We start from the raw sequence: 18,418 nt of genomic DNA, 5'->3' as shown, positions 1-18,418 counted from the left end.
GCTCTTCTTCATTATCATAGTACCGGAAAAGCCCGGCAAGCATCATGTTTCGTCGGCCTTGTCCTCAATTCCTTTATTTGAATAAAAAAAGCCCGCTCTTCGGTCATGGACCGGGAGCGGACTCAGCCTATCTGAAAATCATCCATATCACAATAAACGCTATTAACGAAACAAGATAAATGATGAGCAGCTTCGTGAGATTGGTTCTCGTTTTCCGCTCATAGTTCGGGTTTGCCTTCTTATTCTCCTGAGATAATCCTACTAGAAGCGTTGATATTCCTCCAATTAATGCCAGCGCGATGACGATAATATACATAACCAACCACAAACAACCCCATTCGATTATTCATTATATACAATCTATTATAGAACCTGAGGCTTCAGGATCAACCTATATCATCATGAAATGGTCGTTTCTGCCTCATTATAATGAACAATCGGCCGATGCACACCATCCAATTGAGCGACAGTTGTGACCATCCAATTGGATGGCGGGTCACCCTCCATTTCGGCTTTCAACCTTCGCGCGCCGTCCATTGATGCAGCCGTTCCAGTGCCTCATCGGCTTCAGGCATCGGAAACAGGGGCCACACATGCATCATGTTCTCGTATTCCCAGTACTCGGTATCGACGCCTTCCCGGGCCATCTTATCGCGCAGCAGGCGAGCGTCCGGCAGCAGGGAATCGTCGGTTCCTGCGAGAATGACCGTGCGGGGAAGGCTTCCCATCTCGCCAAACAGAGGACTGACCGCAGGATGGTCCATCGGAAGGCCTCCTGCATACATCCTTCCTACCGCTCCGAGCCCGACCGGCTGGAGAAAGACGTCGCGCTGCGGGATGCCGAGCGCGGATATCTGCGGATTGTCCGTGGCTGCATCCACCCATGGCGAGATCAGAATCAGCCCCTGTGCCTGCAGCGGCGTCTCCTTGACCGACTGGGCCATGTCGAGAGCCAGCGCGCCGCCGGCCGAATCGCCCATAAGAAGTACCGGGCTCCCGGCCTGGGCGCATACGTGCACATAAAACTCGCGCATCAGCCCCGTCAGCGTTTTCGCATCGGCAGCCGGAACGGTGGGGTAATTGGGTAGGATGACGGTGAAACCGGTTCGTTTCGTCCACTGCCTGGCAAACGCGAAGTGGGGCGGCAGAATCTCTTCGATATAGGCTCCGCCGTGCAAATAAACGACGGTCCCCCGTTCCTTCGTGCCATGCGATACATAATAATTCATGCTTACGCCCGATCCGCTATGGAAACGGCGGGTCTCAAATCCTTCCTGTTCCTCGGACAACGCAGGATATGGAGGCAATGTTTCGATATACTGCCGAATCGTTCCGGCATGTTCCCATTTATGATGAAATCCCTCGGCGGTCAGCTGCTCTTTTACAGCCGTACTCTCTTTACTCGGCATATGGTTTTCTCCCCTTTGCTGGACGTTATCGATATAGGGCAGGCTGGTGCATGTTCTGCTTCAATATATCACCGCACGCGGCACGGCCGCTGTGGCAATTGATACAGAAGCGTTAACCAATGGGGTAGTCCGAGACTAAGCTGCTCAAGGCTCTGAGCCGGCTAAACGATGATACCCTATGTAAAGCCCCGCATTCTACCGGGCTGAATCGCTCAGTAATTGATCCGCGCTGCGCTGCAGAAGAAGGCAGAAGGACCGGTTATGTCCGATAAAAAACGACGATACGTCATAGCGATGACGGGCTGGCTCATAAGTAATCAGAGCGCGATGCTTCATATTTTCGATAAGTATGTCAGCAAACCGCTCCGCTGGACCCTTTGCGAAAAAGGTTAGGTAGGCGTACAGGGAATGATCCACGGGCTCATCGAGAGGGCTTACGCCCGCGCAGGAAAACTCGGTCTCCAAGCCCGCCTGCTGCAGCGACATCAATATCGGATACAATTGCTCGTCGACAGGGGCATTGCCGAACAACCGCGTGCGTTTGGGCTGTTTGCGTACCTTGCGTCTGTTGATCCACTCGTTTAGCTCCTGCCTTCTCCGTCTCCACTGTTCCGGGGTATGTGCGCTCAGGAGCATCTCTCCGCCGGAATCCTGTCGTTCCTGGTCCATCCCGTCCATCCCCCTCATTGACATGGTCTCTTGCTGTTACTTTTAGTGTAGTCCCATTTCGTTTGAAGTCAAATAAGCCGGACGGCTGGTCCGGCTTGCGTTAAAGCATGCGCTAACGGGTTTCCCGATGCAGCGTCACCCGCTTCAAACGCGGACAATATTTGCGCATTTCCATCCGCTCCGGGTGATTTCGTTTATTTTTGGTCGTTGTATAGTTACGGTCCCCCGTTTCCGTGCATGCCAATGTTATGGTCACTCGCATATTCAGCACCTCCTGTCTTTTGTTTTAATCGTAATAATTACGATTAATTAAAATATACTTTATTCCCGTTTTTATGTTTTGTCAAGAAATCGGAGCAACTTACAGCCGCATTTCGGGAAGTCGGTCATGTTGCCCGTCCAACTCGCAGTCCGATATCCCGTCCATATTGAAGGGATCGCTCAAGATTTGTCATCGTAATGATGAAATTATGAAAAGCCTTTATTTAGGCTAAATGATATGATTAAGGTTACAGACAGAAACCGCCTGAATATGTCACGAAAGGATGAGGAAGGTGTGGAAGCCGGATCGTAGCAGCACACGACCTCTATATCAGCAAATTGCCGATGATCTGGAGCAAAGAATATCTTATGGTGAGTTTCCACCGGGCAGCTTACTCCCATCCGAACGAAAGCTTGCGGAGCAGTTAGGGGTTAATCGAAGCACCGTGGTTCTGGCTTACTCGGAGCTTCGGGCGCTTGGAATCATAGAGAGCCGTTCCGGAAGCGGAACGCGGGTCAGCAACTCCAAATGGGGAGCCACGCCCAAGCATACGCCGAACTGGCGCCGCTATGCGGAGGGAGGGAATTTCCTGCCGAATCTCCCTTTTCTTCGCCGGATTAGGGAAGCGCTGGCGCATGATCCCTCATTGATCGATTTTGCCAGCGGAGAGCTTGCCGGCGATTTGGCGCCGATCCAAGAAATGAATACGTTAATGAGTCAAAAATCGAACACGTCCTATTTCGGATATGACAACCCGCAGGGATATGGTCCGCTCCGGCAGGCTTTGGTTACGTATCTGAAAAAATACCGGGGGATCCAGACCACCGAATCCTCCATATTGATCACGTCGGGGTCTCAGCAGTCGCTGTATCTCATTACGCAGTGCTTGTTGTCGCCAGGCGATGCGGTGGCCATTGAAGATCCGTCGTACTGCTATTCGCTGCCGATGTTTCAATCGGCCGGCCTTCGCCTGTTCAGACTCCCTGTCGATGAACGAGGGGTGCGGCCGGAGGACATCCGCTCCCTGTACAAGAAACACCGGATCAAGATGATCTTCATTAATCCGAATTTTCAGAATCCGACCGGCACCGTCATGGCTCAGGAGCGAAGGTCGCAGCTGCTGGATGCAGCCAGTGAACTTGGACTTCCCATCGTGGAGGACGATCCCTTCAGTTTGACCGCCTACCAGTGCCCGCCGCCGGCTCCTTTGAAATCCGTGGATTCCATCGGGTCGGTGCTTTACATCGGGTCACTCTCGAAAATAGCCGCGTCCGGCCTTCGCGTAGGCTGGATGGTCGCCCCGAATTCCATTGTGGAGCGGCTCGCAGACGCCAGGCAGCAGATGGATTTCGGGCTGAGCGTGGTTCCCCAAAGCCTTGCCGTCCAGTTTATCGACTCTTCCTATTTTGCTCCCCACCTGGACAGGCTGCGAGCGAGCTTGCTGTACAAGCGGGATTTACTGATCGAGGCCCTGCAGAAAGAGCTGCAAGGCCTGATTCATTTCCATGTGCCGAAGGGCGGCCTGCATCTCTGGTGCAAGATCGTGCCGGAAGTGAATGACAGCAAGCTGCTGGAGGCCGCCATTCAAAAAGGCGTTATTTTCGCGCCGGGAAGCGTGTACGGTTCGGCTTCCGGATATGTGCGATTCACTTACGCCCGTGCCAGGGCCGAGGATATCCCTTCCGGAATCTCCAAGTTCGCCCAAGCCCTGCACGCCGCCATTCAATAGGGCAGCACCGGGAGCGGTGCCCCCTGCCCTTTAGCAGGAAAAAGGTTAGCTTTCGGAAAGCTAACCTTTTTTCATGCTTTCTTTTGCCCTCTCCTCTTATTTTGATCATTTACAATAGGGTCAACCAGATATATAAACCCAAGAGGGTTATGAATAACGTCGGGATGGTCAATATGATCCCTGTTTTGAAATAGGTTCCCCAGCTGATCTTCACGCCCTTGGCAGAAAGGACATGCAGCCAAAGCAAGGTTGCCAGCGAGCCGATCGGCGTAATTTTGGGACCTAAATCGGAACCGATCACGTTCGCATAAATTAAGGCCTCTTTAATGGCTGCCGACGTATGGGTTGCATCGATAGCGAGTGCATCGATCATCACCGTCGGCAAATTGTTCATAATGGACGAAATCATGGCGGCAATAAAACCCATGGCCATGGTAGCGGCAAACAACCCTTGATCCGCTGCGCTCTGTATGACGCCGGCCAGAAGATCCGTAAGGCCTGCATTGCGCAAGCCATATACGACGACATACATGCCGATCGAGAAAAACACGATCGCCCATGGCGCCCCTTTAAGCACTTCCTTGGTTTGCACAGCCGGACTTTTTCTCGCCATCAGCAGGAACAATATCGCGATAACGCCGGCGACGATCGATACGGGTATACCTGCAAATTCACACACAAAGTAACCGATCAGCAGCATGCTCAATACGATCCATGATAAACGGAACATGGCAGGATCCTGAATTGCCGTGGATGGCTGCTTCAGCTGGGTACCGTCATAATTCCGCGGGATGCTTTTGCGGAAAAACAAGTAAAGCACCAGAACGCTAGCTGCCAAAGAAAACAGATTCGGAACCAGCATGCGACTAGCGTATTCGATGAACGTGATGCCGAAGAAATCGGCAGATACGATGTTCACCAGATTGCTGACGACAAGCGGTAGCGAGGTGGTGTCCGCAATAAAGCCGCTTGCGATAATAAACGGAAATACCTTTCGTTCATCGAAATTCAGCGCCCGTACCATGGCAAGTACGATCGGTGTCAAGATGAGCGCCGCTCCGTCATTCGCGAAGAATGCGGAAACAACCGCTCCAAGCAAGGAGACGTACACAAACATCCGGATGCCGTTTCCCCGGGCGGCATTGGCCATGTGCAGCGCAGCCCATTCGAATAACCCGATTTTATCCAATATCAACGAAATAATGATGATTGCAACAAAGGCGAGCGTTGCGTTCCATACGATCCGGGTGACGTCCCACACATCCTGGAAGTCCACGACTCCAACGAGAAGCGCCAGCAAAGCGCCTCCGCAAGCCGACCATCCAATGGATAGATTTTTAGGCTGCCAAATGACAAAAATTAAAGTGACAATAAAAATGATGCTGGCCAGGACAACAGAAACCAATGTACAAACCTCCAATGACGTGTTGAGCCGGAATACAATTATGTTTCACGGTGAATCAATATATAACTATATCCTTATATAATGAACAACAATTCTACTTTATGCGAATGCCGGCTGACTCTCGGTTAGTTACAAGTACAGTTAACCTCCTTATTCATGGATGACAATACTTCTTGCGAGCCTGGCATCTCATTTAATACGGCTTGGATATACGGCATGTCATCCACATTCAATGAATAATAAACCCATTGCCCTCGCCTGGCTTCATTGACGATTCCCTGAGACTTCAGCTTTCTCAGATGCTGGCTGATCGCCGGCTGCGACATATCGAAAATATCCACGAACTCGCAAACGCACCATTCTCTTTCCTTAAGGAGCGTCAACATCGTAAGCCTTGTTTTATCCCCAAGCAATTTGAGTTTCTCGGCTATTTCGTTCATGGGCTCCATTAAGATTCATCCCTTTCCTCCGGCAAAATAAAATGACGATTCTGTCTCATATAAGTAAATGCTTATATGTTAATGGAAAGTGTGCCTGATTTCAATCGTATAAGCGATTTATTTGCAGCCCGAAGCAGATGAGGTTGGCAGACAGCAATCGTTGGCATTTGGTCCACTGCTAACGCCGCATACGCCGGTCTCCGGCAGCTCCAGCTCAACCTTTAACGCCGCCTCCAGATCGCCGTCCAAATAGGCTGCAATGGATCTGACCTGCTCATACCCTGTAGCCATGAGGAAAGTCGGAGCCCGGCCATAACTCTTCATCCCGACAAGATAAAAGTTTTTATCGAAATGACGAAGTTCTTTCTCCCCATGAGGTCTTACGGTGCCGCAGCTGTGTACATTCGGATCAATTAACGGAGCCAGCGCCTCAACGCTCTCCGTGGCCGGATCCATGCTAAGCCTGATCTCGCTCAGAAATGTAAAATCAGGTCGGCTCCCCGTATTTACGATCACTTCATCGATTCCTTGTATTTCCTTGGCTTCGCCATTGGCAGTCCCCTTGATGCCGATCCTCCCGTCTTTTTGGGAAAGCCCCTCAATCATCAATGGAGTAACCACTTGGATTTGGCCTGCATCTATCAACTGGTGAATGCGGCTTCCAAGCGCTCCACGAGCCTCGAGTTGATCATTCTCTTCCCCGCCATAGGCTTCTTCCACCGATTTCTTTCGCATCACCCAAATCACTTCCGTATTCGAATCCGTTTCTTTGAGCTGGGCCAGATCCAATAAAGTGTTGATCGCCGAGTGTCCGCCTCCTACCACTGCAATGCGTTTCCCCGCGTATTTCTGCCTTTGTTCTGCTGATAAATCTGGAATCCCGTAATAAATATGATCTTTCAAATCACGTTCTTCCCGCGTCCATATTCCGTCAGCATGCAGCGGATTCGGATGTCCCCAGGTTCCGGACGCATCGATCACGGCCCTAGCTTCAAAACGCTGCGTGGCGTTATTTGCATCAACATAAAGCACGAAGGGTGCAGCTTCGCGATGAGCCGATTTCATTTTATCCATATTCTTTTTCGATATGGAGACCACTCTGGAATTCAACATGATATTGGGCTCCAGTTCAGGCAACTGTGCTAAAGGTTTTAAATATTGATGGACAATCTCTTGACCGAATGGCAGTTCCGTTAATACAGGAGGCTTCCATCCTTGTTTGCGCAAAAGACGCTCGGCGGCTTTATCGATGTTGTACTGCCATGGCGAGAATAGTCGTACATGCCCCCATTGAAGGATGTTGTGGCCAATGCTGGATCCGGCTTCAAAAAGGATGAAATTTTGTCCTCTCTCCGCTAGGTGCGCTGCTGCTGCCAACCCGATCGGTCCGGCTCCGATTATCGCCACGGGCAGGCTATCGTTATAGGAAGCATGCTCCTCCTTGACGGTATCCTTGGTGTTTGACGGTACTCGGGGTGTGCAACAAGAAGATGAGGTTACCTTAAACTCAATGTTTTTCATACGGAAATCCTCCTTTTTTCAAATCCATCAATTTTTTTTGATATATCGGTTAAAAAAATTATGCCTTTGAATTCGGATAAAAAACGCAGCAAAGCTTTTCGGATAACAGCGCTTTGACTTCCTCATCGTTAAGCTCATAGTAATTCCATTTTCCGATGCGTTCCATCAAAATAATATTTGCATCGAGCAGCATTTTCAGATGGTAAGACAGTTTCGATTGAGGGAGGTCCAGCATGTCCGTCAGGTCACATACACATACTTTACCTCGTTGATTTAACTCATATATGATTCTCAAGCGATTCTTATCGGATAATGCTTTGAATTTCTGTTCGTACAAGCTCAATACGTCGTTATGTATGGTAGAGACCTTCATGTTGTCACCTCATTTTCCCATCAAATTATTTTGATGTGATGATTGTAGCAAGCGATCCGCAGCACGTCAAGCATCCATTTTTTTGATTTGTATAGGAGTGTGCTCGGAATCACACCCCGATATACAAAAAAAGATATCCGGTTCACCAAAGCGGCCAGGATGTCTCTCATGCCGATAATCCAGCCGCCACCGTGCGGTTGCGTCCTTCCCCCTTCGCCCGGTACAACGCCATATCCGCCGCTTGAAATACATCCTCCCGGTTTCCCCCGTGCTCCGGATACAGCGATACGCCGATCGATACGGTGAGCGTTCCGGAATAAGGGGTCGGGGAAATCAGGATCGCCCTGCGTATCCGTTCGGCCATACGGTATGCCGTATCCAGGCTGCGTTCGCGAAGAAGAATGACGAACTCTTCCCCGCCAAAGCGGGAGCATACCGCATCCGCGGGAGCGCAATCCACCATGACGGCTGCCACGAGCTTCAGGATCTGATCGCCGGTTTGATGGCCGTATGTATCGTTTATCGCTTTGAAATGGTCGATGTCCAGGAGAATAACGGCATACGGCTCCCCGAGCGCATCCCAAGACTCAAGACAGCGTTCCAGCTCCCGGCGATTGGACAGCCCCGTCAATGGATCCGTGATCGCCTCCTGCTGCAGCGACTGGGTCTGCTTGGCCATCGTTTCCGCAGCGGCTCCCATGATCCGGTTCAACTGGTCGGCTTCCCGGTTCCAATGCGGCCGGAATTCCTGGGAAGACACCGTTTGGCCGGCTGCTACCGATTTCGTTAATTTATAGAGCCGGGTAAACGGGGCGGCAATTCTTGCGGCCGTATATACGGCAATGAACAGCATGAGCGCGATGGGAAACAGCATGCTTCTCAGCTGGTCCTGCAAATTTCCATTGACATCGGCCAGGATGGAGCTTACCGACGTCTGCATGACGATCCCCCAGCCATTCATCGCCACGCTGGCATAACCCGTCAAGTAATCGTCGCCCTGCGTATTCGTCACGCGTTGCATGCCGCTCTCGCCATCCATGAGCCGTCTCACGACCACGTTAGAACTCACGTCCTCCCCGACCCGGCTTTCCTCCAGATGATAGAGCACCTTCCCGCCGGAATCCACGATATAGGAATAGGAGTCCTCTTCATTTCCCGCACCGGATCCGAGGATCCGATGCAATATATTGTTTTCTTCCAGATAAATCGTGCCTGCTATCATGCCGCAGTACTTGCCGGATCCGTCAAAAATCGGCTCGCTCGCAAACACGATCCAGCGGCCGGTCGGACTCCTATACGGTACCGAAAGATAGGATGTTCTCTCGTTTAATGCTTGAATGGCCCCCTCCGTTATTAATCGGGCATGGTTTACCTGATTCCCCGCAGGAGAAACAACCCGAATGCTCCCCCTTTCGTCGGCCCAAAATACGGAATTGAAGTAAGGGCTGCTCTGGAGCATAAGATCAAAAATGACCTGCAGCTCCTCCTCGTCGGATGCCGCTCTTGCCTCAATGGCCGGGTTGCTTGCGGCGGCGCGCAGACTTTGGCGCATCCCCGAGAAAAGCGCTTCTATGGTAACCGCCATTTTTTGCGCGGATGATAAATTCAGCGACATGGTCGTGTCGTACAGGGATCGTTTCTCGTTTTTATACTGGATGTAGACCATGATCGACATCGTCATCAGGATGGATAATGAAACCAATGCAGGCATGACCATCGCAAGACTGATTTTGAGGCGTCGTTTGGGTATGTTCATGGAGGCTGTACCCCTACTCTTATGAAATTTTTTCCGGATGAATACACGATCTTTTCATATTACTTCACAAACGTTTTGGAGTCCATATAGGGAATGCCGCATCATGCTCTGTATTTACCAGTTGCATAACGAACGTATGTTCGTTATATAATAGTGAGGAGCATATGAAGAACGATGAGGAGGCATCAGGCATGTCTGCGTCTCCGCTGCAAACCGAGGAAGAGCTGCTGTCCGTCAAGGACTGCGTCATTCTGCCGATTTTGCTGGACGTGCTGGAACGGGATATCCGCAGCATGAAGCATACCGGCATAAGCGACTATTACGTGCTCCATCTGCAGACCATTCAGAAGATTACGTTCGCGAAGCTCGCCGAGCTCAAGAGAAGCTGCCGCGCACGCGGCATCGCCATTCTGGAAACCCGGCGCCAGAAGCATTCCGTCACCATCCGCTACCGATGTCGCGGCTACCAGCATGACATGGAGCTGATGTGGGATTTTGTGAGGGCCGATATTCAAATGCGTCTGGCTGAAACATTTCACATTCGTCTCGAATAGGAGGAATCATCATGCATAAACGCAAGCAGCGCGTCGTTTTTCTGGCGGACTGCCAGTCCTTTTATGCCTCTGTTGAAAAAGCGGCGAATCCCGCATACCAAAACAGACCCCTGGTCGTCTCCGGCGACCCTTCCCGGCGAAGCGGCATCATTCTCGCGGCATGCCCGCTTGCGAAGGATTACGGGGTCACCACGGCGGAGCCCCTGTGGCAGGCCCAGCAGAAATGCCCCGATCTGGTCGTGATGAAACCGCGCATGAGCGCCTATATCCGGGTATCCTTGCAGATCATGAGCATTCTCGAATCGTATTCCGATCTCGTGGAGCCGTTCAGCATTGATGAGCAATTCATCGATGTGACGGCAAGCTTGGCGCACTTTGGCTGCACGCCGAAGGAGCTCGCCCGGCATATTCAGATGCGGGTGCGGCGCGAGACCGGCGTCTATACCCGAGTCGGCATCGGACGCAACAAGGTTCTTGCCAAGCTGGCCTGCGACAATTTCGCCAAGAAGAACGAGGACGGCATCTTTGAGCTGAACGAGGCCACCATGGACGCGCTCTGGGCCTGCCCCACCCATAAAATGTTCGGCGTGGGCTCGCGGACCACGAAGCATCTGGCACGGCTCGGCATCCAGACCATCGGGGAGCTGGCCCATACGCCGCTTCCCGATCTCAAATTCAAAATGAAGCGCTACATGAAAAAAAACTGCGACATCTGGAGCGAAGTGCTGTGGCGAACCGCCAATGGTTATGATGATTCCCCGGTGACGCCCGATGCATTCGACGGGCAAAAAGGAATCGGCCGGCAGACCACGCTTCCCGTCGATTATCACGACCAGCAGGACATCGATGTCGTGCTGAACGAGCTCTCCATGCTCATCTGCCAGCGGGCGCGGGCCAAAGGCTACATGGGCAACGTGGTCCACGCCGGCGCCCAGGGCGCCGATTTCGACCGGCCGGTGGGGTTCTCCCGCCAAATGAAGATTGCCGAGCCGACGCATCTGTCCCGCGAAGTGTATGCGGCTGCCAAGGAGCTGTTCCGCAAGCACTGGGACGGCGGCCCTGTCCGCAAAATCTGGGTCTCCCTCGGAGAACTGCAGAGTGACGCCGTTTACCAGCTGTCTCTCTTCGGCGACCGGGAGCGGCTCATGTATTTGGAACATACCATGGACGATATCAACAACCAATATGGTCCCTCCTCCGTTTACTTCGGCTCATCGCTAACCAAAACCAGCCAGCTGAAATTTCTGAACGCCAAGATCGGAGGACACTACAAATGAAAAAACTAACGGGAAACGGTCTATGGGAATCCAGCCGCATGATGCTGTTTGAGCATCGCGACGCCATTTTGGAGAAGCAGGGCGAGAAGCATAAGCAGGCCCACCCTCTTCTGGATGAGCAGCAGATGCAGTGGATTATAGAAAAGATCAGCACGGCTTACCGGAGCAAGGAAACCATACAGCTGCAAGTATACGGGGAGTACGGAAATTACGCGGTAAACGGAAGGATCTCCCGAATCAATACCCTGAACGAGCGGTTGCTTGTCGGGGATACTTGGATTAATCTGGTAGATATACTGGAGGTTGAAACGGCGGAGACGTGTGATTGACTGCCGCGGGCATCCATATCCGCGCCTTGGCCGCGCCGCCGTCTTGCCCATGCCGGATCCCCTGCCTGCTGCCCTCTCGGATCATCGGAGCCAGGGGATACGGCCAATTCGTTACATTATGGATCAAGGATGGGATCACGTTTGAACAACAATATGCACGCTGAACAAGACCTGCAGTCCATCGGACAAAAAAACGCAAGCTCCGGCCAGCTTCTGCAATCGCTGCTATGGAACCGGCACGATCTTCCTTCGCTGGAGCATGGCCGGCTCTATCGGCATCACGATGGATTTACGCTCACCGGAACGGTCGTAGCCAGCCTGGAAGGCCGGACTCTCCACTGTTCCTACGAGGTCGAAACCACAAGCTGCTGGGAGACCCGGAAAGTCCGGATTACGCTCTCAAGCGGCACGGAAGAACAGTCCCTTCACCTGGAACGGGATGATGAGGGCCGCTGGTGGAACGGCGATACCGAGCTCACGGCCTTTGCCGGCATGACCGACATCGATCTCGGGATCACCCCGTCCACCAACACGCTCCCGATCCGCCGCCTGCAGCTGGAGCCCGGGGAGAGCGCAACCATGACGGCCGTATGGATTCAATTCCCGAGTCTAACCGTCGCTCCCCTCCCCCAACGATACACGCGGACGGGCGAATGCGCCTACCGTTACGAGAGCAACCACGGAGCGTATCAAGCCGATTTGGGGGTTGACGACCACGGCCTTGTCACAACGTACGCGGACGTATGGAGCCGGACTCGCTGAGCCCCGTCCATCCCTGGCTGTCAGTGTTCCCCCTTGCTGCGGCAGCGTCAGCCGGGAAACCGTTATAACGTCGCCTGATCCGCAACAAGGGATCTACCCGCCATACGGTCGTCCGCCATGCCAAAAAATCCCCTGCCGGGTCTGCTCTAAAGACCTTGCAGGGGATTTCCGCGCTCCTTATCAATGCGGAACAAAAACGAGCTGCAGCACGAACAGCACGGCAAAAATATACATCAGCGGGTGAACCGCCTTCCACTTGCCCTTCACGATTTTCATGAGCGGGTATGAAATAAAACCGAGCGCAATCCCAGTTGCGATGCTGGACGTAAGCGGCATGGTCAAAATCACGAGAAACGCAGGGAACGCTTCATCAAAATCATTCCACCGGATGTGCTGAACGTTGCTCAGCATCAGACAGCCCACCACGATAAGCGAAGGTGCCGTGATGGCGGACAATCCGGCCACCGCCCCGATCAGCGGGCTAAAGAAGGCCGCAACCACGAACAGCCCGGCAACGACCACCGAGGTTAAGCCTGTGCGGCCGCCTGCGCCGACACCGGCTGCGGATTCGATATACGCCGTGGTCGGGCTTGTGCCGACCATGGAACCGGCCACGGTTGCCACCGAATCGGAGAACATGGCACGTTCCGCGCGGGGCAGCTTGTTATCCTTCATCAGCCCCGCCTGCTCTGCCACGCCAACGACCGTGCCCGTGGTATCGAACAGCGTTACAAGCAGGAACGAGAACACCACGGCATAGAGCCCGTGCCTGATCACATCCGAGGCCGCCGTAATGGGGTTCCATACCAGAATGCCTTCCGGCAGCGTGGGAACGGACATAATCCCGCCGGTAAAGGACAGCATATCGGCAAAATAAGCGATAATTCCGGTGATGATCATGCCGATGAACAAGGCGCCCTTCACATCGCGGGACAGCAGCACGAGCGTAACCGCCAAGCCCACCAAGGCGAGCACGACCGATGGCTGGTGCAAATCGCCGAGCGCTACCAGATTATCCGGATGCGCGGTGATAATGCCGCTCATCCGCAGACCGATAAAAGCAATGAACAGGCCGATCCCGACCGTGATCGCATGCTTCAGGTTCGCCGGGATCATCTCAATTAACCTGCGCCGCAGGGAAGTCATCGATAACAGCAGAAACAGAATACCGGCGATAAAAACGGCGGAAAAGGCTTCAATATAACCAAGTCCGGCATGCCCTTGGACAACGGAATACGTAAAATAAGCATTCAGCCCCATCCCCGGCGCCACGGCAATCGGGTAGCGGGCTACGAGCCCCATGAGCAGCGTACCGATGACGGCGGCAATAATCGTAGCCGTGAAGCTTTGTTCAAACGGCACGCCCGCTTGCGACAGTATCAGCGGATTCACCACGGTCACATAAGCCATCGTAAAAAATGTCGTGGTCCCGGCAACAACCTCGGTCTTGACCGAGGTGCCGTTAGCTTTTAAATCAAACACGAAAAATCCTCCATTCATGATGCTCGGCCCGGCTGAGCGCCGGACCCTTTTGGTAAGTTGTGCAATATTTGATATACTCAACACAAACGAGCCGTCATCCTTATATGGCCATCCCGTCGGGAACGCCAGCATAAGTCGATGCTCTGATCTAAAGGCTCAAATGAGAGGAGGCCTTGAAACGATGTGCGGACGTTTTACGCTCACCGTTACTTGGGAAGAGCTGATGACCAGGTATCTCATTGATCCCGAATCGGTCTCTCCCTTTCACGTTCCCAGGTACAACATCGCGCCTACGCAGATGGTCACGGCCATTATCCATGACGGGAGCACCAACCGGATCGGGCAGCTGCAATGGGGGCTTGTCCCTTCCTGGGCCAAGGATCCATCGGGCGGTGCCAAAATGATCAATGCCCGCAGTGAAACGCTGGAAGACAAGCCTGCCTATAGGATGCCCTTTTATCGGAAAAGATGCCTGATTCCTTGCAGACGGTTTTTACGAATGGCAGAAAAACGGCAATGGCAAGCAGCCCTTTCGCATCGGATTGAAGAACGGCGAAATATTCAGCATGGCCGGCCTGTACGATACCTGGATCACCCCAAGGGGCGAGAAGCTGAGCACCTGTACCGTCATTACGACCGAGCCCAACAGGCTCATGGAGCCGATCCATAACCGGATGCCGGTCATTCTAAGACCCGCTGACGAAGCGCTCTGGCTTGAACGGCAGCACTCCTCCCATACCCATGGGAACCACCCTTCCCATCTGCAATCGCTCAAAGAGCTGTTGAGACCCTATCCCGCGGAGGAAATGCAGGCCGTGCCGGTAAGCACAACCGTAAACTCCGTCAAGAACGACACGGAAGATTGCATCCGCTCCATTACGGGCAGCTAGAGATTCCGAAAAGGTTGGGATTTCTCTTCAACTGCCGCGCTTTTCGCAGCACGCCGGCTTTGCTGCTGCCGGTTAGACGACCCTAAATAGCGAGGGACTCCTGCCAACGGGAATCCGCCTGAAATAGCCTCTTCCCTGCTCGAGCCACATCAAAAGCCCCTGCTCATAAGGAGAAAACACTCCCGAGAGGGGCTTCTTCTATGCTTGTCATTCCTTGATGTCATCCAGTTGTTAACGAAACATTCCCCACAGCTTGATCAAATGGAAGGTGTTGTTCGGATCGATGCGCTGTGCAAGCACGAATTGAACCATTTGCTGCTCCTGGGCGGAGCTCAGCTTTTCATTCAAGATGCCGCTGGCCGTCCGGATCAATTGATGTACTTTTGCGCTATTTTGAAGATCCGCTTTGGTCAAGCCCTGGGTCAGTCCCTTGATTCTTTCCTTGATGGCCGGGTTTTTCATTTTTAGCTTGATACGCTCCACCAGCTGCGGACTAATGCCGTATTGCTGATAACTCAATGTTGAAGCACCTCCAGTCATAAATGCTGCTACCCTTTTTGAGTATATGACGAAGGTCTGTCCATTGTGCCAACAGATTCATGCCATTAATCCATGATATCGCCCTGGAAGATTTTCTCCTGCTGCAAAAAGTCGCGCAGCGGCTCATATTCCGGCGACGTCCAGAAGGAGCTGTCGCTAACGAGAGCCGCCGCGTCGCCCCGTGCCTCTTCGACTACCTTGAAATCAGCGACCATGTCGGCCAGCCGGAACTCCGGCAGCCCGCTCTGCTTCGTACCGAAGAAGTCGCCAGGTCCCCGTAGCTCCAGATCCCGCCGGGATACCTCGAAGCCGTCTTCGGTTTCCGTCATGACCTGCATCCGCTCCTGACCCACTTCCGACTTCGGATCAGCCACCAGGACACAATAGGATGCATGCTGTCCACGGCCTACCCGGCCCCGAAGCTGGTGCAGCTGAGACAGACCGAAGCGATCGGCGTCCATAATGATCATCAGGGTTGCGTTCGGCACGTCAACGCCAACCTCAACAACCGTCGTGGATATCAGCAGCTGAACCTCATTGCTGTAGAATTGGCGCATGACCTCATCCTTCTCGGCCGGCGTCATGCGGCCATGCAGAAGTCCAACGGAATATGCGGGGAACGCCTGCTGCATCTGGACATGCAGGTCAATCGCATTCTGGACGTCCAGCTTGTCCGATTCCTCAATCAACGGGGCGATCAGATATGCCTGACGTCCCTGATTTACTTCCCGGGAAATAAATCCGAGCACGCGGTCCATCAGTTCATGTTTGACCCAATAGGTCGTAATGGGAATGCGCCCTTTCGGACGCTCCGAAAGCGTGGATACGTCCATGTCGCCGAAGGCGGTAATCGCCAGCGTCCGCGGGATCGGCGTCGCCGTCATCGTGAGCACGTCCGGGTTATACCCTTTACGCCTTAGAACGCTTCGCTGATTCACGCCGAAGCGGTGCTGCTCGTCCGTCACGACGAGCCCCAGCTCCCGGAAGTAGACGTCATCCTGAATAAGGGCATGGGTGCCCACAACGATGTCCGTCAGCCCCATCTGCAAGGAAGCCAGCAGGTCCTTCCGCTTCTTCCCCGTTACGCTGCCTGTCAGCAGACCGACCGTAATGCCGAAGGGTTCAAACAGCTTCTGCAGGGAACGCATATGCTGTTCGGCAAGAATCTCCGTCGGCACCATCAATGCGCCTTGGAAACCCGAGCGGACCGTCGTAAACAAGGCGATGGCGGCAACAATCGTTTTACCCGAGCCGACATCCCCTTGCAGCAAACGATTCATGCAGTAAGGGGAACGCATATCATGCAAAATCTCCAGCTCCACCTTCTTCTGCGCATCGGTAAGCTCAAACGGGAAGCTGCGGACGAACTCCCGGATGGTTGCATTGTCGGCCGTATGCACCACCCCGTCCATCCGTCCCCGGTTCAGTGCCCGGAATGCCTGCATTTTCAACTGGAACAGGAAGAGCTCCTCGTACACCATGCGGCGCCGCCCTTCCTGACCTTCCCTGGAGTCCACAGGCTGATGAATCGTCATAATCGCCGCTTTGCGGGGCATCAGATCATATTTCCTAAGCAGGGATTGCGGCAAAATCTCGGGAATCATCTCCCCGTATTGCTCCAATGCCTGTCCCATCGTTTTTCGGATCCACGATTGCGTAATCTTTCCCCCGATGGAATACACCGGCTGCAGCGTTCCGCTGCGGAAAGCACCTTTATCCGGAAATTCGGATTCGGACACCGTAAGCTGCATTCTGCGCTGGTCCCACTTGCCCGTCAGCACGATCTCCCGCCCAGCCGTAAGCTGGTCCTTCAGAAAATGCCGGTTAAACCAAGTTGCCGTGAACATCCAGTTTTCGGCCAGCATTTTGCAGGTTAATCGGGATTTTCGCCCGTAACGCTGCAGAACCGGCACGCTCGCAATCTTGGCTTGAATGGTGATTTTGTCCCCGTCCTTGACTTCGCTTAAGGACCGAAGCCGGTAATCCTCGTACCGGAAAGGGTAATACTCCAAAAGATCCTTGACCGTAGAGACGCCAAAGGCGTGAAGCTCCCCCTCTTTCAGGGCGCTCACGCCGTTGATCTGTCTGACGGATATTTGATCGAGTTTGAGACTCATATCATCTACCTCACTTAAGCAGGCCATATATATGCTGCAATGGTTCCCGGTCCGACGTGCGTACCGATAACCGGACCGATCTCGGAGAACACGGTTTCCTCGATCGTGAACACAGCGGACAGCTGCTGCAGAAAATCCTCAACCTGAGCAGGGTCAGCTGTATGACCCACAGCCACTTTAATATTTTTCACGCCGGATAGATCCTGTTGAAACAGCTCAATGATTTTGGCTGTCGCTTTCTTCCGGCCCCGGACCTTGTCTACCGGAAAGATAATCCCTTCGCCGTCAATGGACAAAATCGGCTTAATGTTAAGCAGCGTACCGAGCACGGCCGACGCCTTGCCGATTCGTCCGCCCTTCTGCAAATATTCCAGCGTGTCTACCAAGAAGTAGAGGCGGCGCTTGGAACGAAGGTCCTCGAGCGATGAAAGAATATCCGAAACAGCGGCCCCTTCTTGCGCGAGCTTCGCTGCATGAACCACGAATAACCCGAAACCGTAGGAGGCCGATTTGGAATCCCATACGGTAATATCCGCTTCTCCTTCGATAAGAGAGGTTGCTAGCAATGCGGACTGATACGTTCCGCTCAGGCCGGATGAGATGTGAATGGACACAATGGAGCAGCCTGGATGCTGCTCCAGAATGGACTCATACACAGCCACAAAATCTGCGGGCGAAGGCTGGGAGGTCGTCGGAAGCTGAGGCGATTGCACCAGCTTTTGGTAGAACTCTCCCGGCGTGATTTCCACTCCGTCCAAATACGTATCTTCCCCGAACATGAGTCTCAGCGGCACAATATGAATGTTGTGTTGCTTCGCCAGGTCTGCCGGAATATCCGCTGTGCTGTCTGTCACAATAACGGTCTTATTCACCGGAACCCCTCCTAAAATGCACCCTGCATAA

General features: G+C 53.2%; 17 protein-coding genes and 1 pseudogene. 6 read left to right on the top strand and 12 right to left on the bottom strand.

The features are described 5' to 3' along the window. Positions 1–515: 515 nt before the first annotated feature. The 3 genes from P0X86_RS10915 to rpmG all read right to left on the bottom strand — a co-directional run bounded on the left by P0X86_RS10915 (position 516) and on the right by rpmG (position 2,340). Positions 516–1,409 carry an alpha/beta hydrolase fold domain-containing protein gene (locus tag P0X86_RS10915; RefSeq protein ID WP_277748501.1) on the bottom strand — a complete coding sequence of 298 codons (894 nt, stop codon included), beginning with the start codon at positions 1,407–1,409 and terminating at the stop codon, positions 516–518. A 195-nt stretch (positions 1,410–1,604) separates the two neighbouring features. Then, positions 1,605–2,078 carry a hypothetical protein gene (locus P0X86_RS10910; RefSeq protein WP_277748500.1) on the bottom strand — a complete coding sequence of 158 codons (474 nt, stop codon included), beginning with the start codon at positions 2,076–2,078 and terminating at the stop codon, positions 1,605–1,607. A 112-nt stretch (positions 2,079–2,190) separates the two neighbouring features. Continuing rightward, positions 2,191–2,340: a 50S ribosomal protein L33 gene (gene rpmG / locus P0X86_RS10905; RefSeq protein ID WP_277748499.1), complete on the bottom strand. Its 150-nt coding sequence runs from the start codon at positions 2,338–2,340 to the stop codon at positions 2,191–2,193. Positions 2,341–2,632: 292 nt separating this feature from the next. On the opposite strand from rpmG, the gene pdxR reads away from it, so the two are divergent. Continuing rightward, entirely contained in the window at positions 2,633–4,069 is a 1,437-nt protein-coding gene (pdxR, locus tag P0X86_RS10900; RefSeq protein ID WP_277748498.1) for a MocR-like pyridoxine biosynthesis transcription factor PdxR, read from the top strand. A gap of 109 nt (positions 4,070–4,178) precedes the next feature. Here pdxR and P0X86_RS10895 read toward each other — a convergent pair whose 3' ends face one another. From P0X86_RS10895 to P0X86_RS10875, 5 genes are all read right to left on the bottom strand, one after another. Continuing rightward, positions 4,179–5,474, bottom strand: a complete 1,296-nt coding sequence (locus P0X86_RS10895) for an arsenic transporter (RefSeq protein ID WP_186326405.1) — start codon at positions 5,472–5,474, stop codon at positions 4,179–4,181. Between the two features lie 125 nt (positions 5,475–5,599). After that, complete coding sequence (locus P0X86_RS10890; protein WP_192572551.1) at positions 5,600–5,923, bottom strand: ArsR/SmtB family transcription factor; 324 nt, start codon at positions 5,921–5,923, stop codon at positions 5,600–5,602. 108 nt (positions 5,924–6,031) lie between these two features. Beyond that, on the bottom strand, positions 6,032–7,435 hold the full coding sequence (locus P0X86_RS10885; RefSeq protein ID WP_277748497.1) for an FAD-dependent oxidoreductase: 1,404 nt from the start codon (positions 7,433–7,435) through the stop codon (positions 6,032–6,034). Positions 7,436–7,493: 58 nt separating this feature from the next. After that, the gene (locus P0X86_RS10880) at positions 7,494–7,808 is read right to left on the bottom strand and encodes an ArsR/SmtB family transcription factor (protein ID WP_096773151.1); all 315 of its coding nucleotides are present in this window, start codon (positions 7,806–7,808) and stop codon (positions 7,494–7,496) included. Between the two features lie 166 nt (positions 7,809–7,974). Further along, complete coding sequence (locus P0X86_RS10875) at positions 7,975–9,564, bottom strand: sensor domain-containing diguanylate cyclase (RefSeq protein ID WP_277748496.1); 1,590 nt, start codon at positions 9,562–9,564, stop codon at positions 7,975–7,977. 191 nt (positions 9,565–9,755) lie between these two features. On the opposite strand from P0X86_RS10875, the gene P0X86_RS10870 reads away from it, so the two are divergent. The 4 genes from P0X86_RS10870 (at position 9,756) to P0X86_RS10855 (ending at position 12,486) form a co-directional block, all read left to right on the top strand. Beyond that, on the top strand, positions 9,756–10,118 hold the full coding sequence (locus tag P0X86_RS10870) for a YhjD family protein (protein ID WP_096773149.1): 363 nt from the start codon (positions 9,756–9,758) through the stop codon (positions 10,116–10,118). Between the two features lie 11 nt (positions 10,119–10,129). Next, positions 10,130–11,395 carry a DNA polymerase IV gene (locus P0X86_RS10865; protein WP_096773148.1) on the top strand — a complete coding sequence of 422 codons (1,266 nt, stop codon included), beginning with the start codon at positions 10,130–10,132 and terminating at the stop codon, positions 11,393–11,395. After that, on the top strand, positions 11,392–11,724 hold the full coding sequence (locus P0X86_RS10860; protein WP_096773147.1) for a YolD-like family protein: 333 nt from the start codon (positions 11,392–11,394) through the stop codon (positions 11,722–11,724). Before P0X86_RS10865 ends, P0X86_RS10860 begins: the two co-directional genes overlap by 4 nt. Positions 11,725–11,865: 141 nt before the next feature. After that, entirely contained in the window at positions 11,866–12,486 is a 621-nt protein-coding gene (locus tag P0X86_RS10855) for a putative glycolipid-binding domain-containing protein (protein ID WP_277748495.1), read from the top strand. Positions 12,487–12,666: 180 nt separating this feature from the next. Here P0X86_RS10855 and P0X86_RS10850 read toward each other — a convergent pair whose 3' ends face one another. Then, entirely contained in the window at positions 12,667–13,968 is a 1,302-nt protein-coding gene (locus P0X86_RS10850) for an NCS2 family permease (protein WP_277748494.1), read from the bottom strand. A gap of 181 nt (positions 13,969–14,149) precedes the next feature. On the opposite strand from P0X86_RS10850, the pseudogene P0X86_RS10845 reads away from it, so the two are divergent. Continuing rightward, positions 14,150–14,858 (top strand): annotated as a pseudogene (locus tag P0X86_RS10845) (SOS response-associated peptidase). 231 nt (positions 14,859–15,089) lie between these two features. Here the strand turns inward: P0X86_RS10845 and P0X86_RS10840 are convergent. From P0X86_RS10840 to P0X86_RS10830, 3 genes are all read right to left on the bottom strand, one after another. Next, positions 15,090–15,377 carry a stage VI sporulation protein F gene (locus P0X86_RS10840; protein ID WP_119849180.1) on the bottom strand — a complete coding sequence of 96 codons (288 nt, stop codon included), beginning with the start codon at positions 15,375–15,377 and terminating at the stop codon, positions 15,090–15,092. Between the two features lie 86 nt (positions 15,378–15,463). Further along, positions 15,464–17,515: an ATP-dependent DNA helicase RecG gene (recG, locus tag P0X86_RS10835; RefSeq protein ID WP_009592585.1), complete on the bottom strand. Its 2,052-nt coding sequence runs from the start codon at positions 17,513–17,515 to the stop codon at positions 15,464–15,466. A gap of 14 nt (positions 17,516–17,529) precedes the next feature. Then, complete coding sequence (locus P0X86_RS10830) at positions 17,530–18,387, bottom strand: DegV family protein (protein ID WP_119849182.1); 858 nt, start codon at positions 18,385–18,387, stop codon at positions 17,530–17,532. Between the last annotated feature and the right edge of the window lie 31 nt (positions 18,388–18,418).

The sequence above is a fragment of the Paenibacillus sp. BR1-192 genome (genome assembly GCF_029542445.1).
Taxonomy (GTDB): Bacteria; Bacillota; Bacilli; order Paenibacillales; family Paenibacillaceae; genus Paenibacillus_AQ; species Paenibacillus_AQ lautus_A.
This window is presented reverse-complemented; position numbering and strand designations above follow the sequence as displayed.

Bases quoted from the DNA above. Each gene is read 5' to 3' on its own strand.
- P0X86_RS10865 (WP_096773148.1), top strand. From the start codon at position 10,130: ATGCATAAACGCAAGCAGCGCGTCGTTTTTCTGGCGGACTGCCAGTCC.
- P0X86_RS10875 (WP_277748496.1), bottom strand. From the start codon at position 9,564: ATGAACATACCCAAACGACGCCTCAAAATCAGTCTTGCGATGGTCATG.
- rpmG (WP_277748499.1), bottom strand. From the start codon at position 2,340: ATGCGAGTGACCATAACATTGGCATGCACGGAAACGGGGGACCGTAAC.
- P0X86_RS10915 (WP_277748501.1), bottom strand. From the start codon at position 1,409: ATGCCGAGTAAAGAGAGTACGGCTGTAAAAGAGCAGCTGACCGCCGAG.
- P0X86_RS10885 (WP_277748497.1), bottom strand. From the start codon at position 7,435: ATGAAAAACATTGAGTTTAAGGTAACCTCATCTTCTTGTTGCACACCC.
- P0X86_RS10860 (WP_096773147.1), top strand. From the start codon at position 11,392: ATGAAAAAACTAACGGGAAACGGTCTATGGGAATCCAGCCGCATGATG.
- P0X86_RS10870 (WP_096773149.1), top strand. From the start codon at position 9,756: ATGTCTGCGTCTCCGCTGCAAACCGAGGAAGAGCTGCTGTCCGTCAAG.
- recG (WP_009592585.1), bottom strand. From the start codon at position 17,515: ATGAGTCTCAAACTCGATCAAATATCCGTCAGACAGATCAACGGCGTG.
- P0X86_RS10910 (WP_277748500.1), bottom strand. From the start codon at position 2,078: ATGGACCAGGAACGACAGGATTCCGGCGGAGAGATGCTCCTGAGCGCA.
- P0X86_RS10890 (WP_192572551.1), bottom strand. From the start codon at position 5,923: ATGGAGCCCATGAACGAAATAGCCGAGAAACTCAAATTGCTTGGGGAT.
- P0X86_RS10880 (WP_096773151.1), bottom strand. From the start codon at position 7,808: ATGAAGGTCTCTACCATACATAACGACGTATTGAGCTTGTACGAACAG.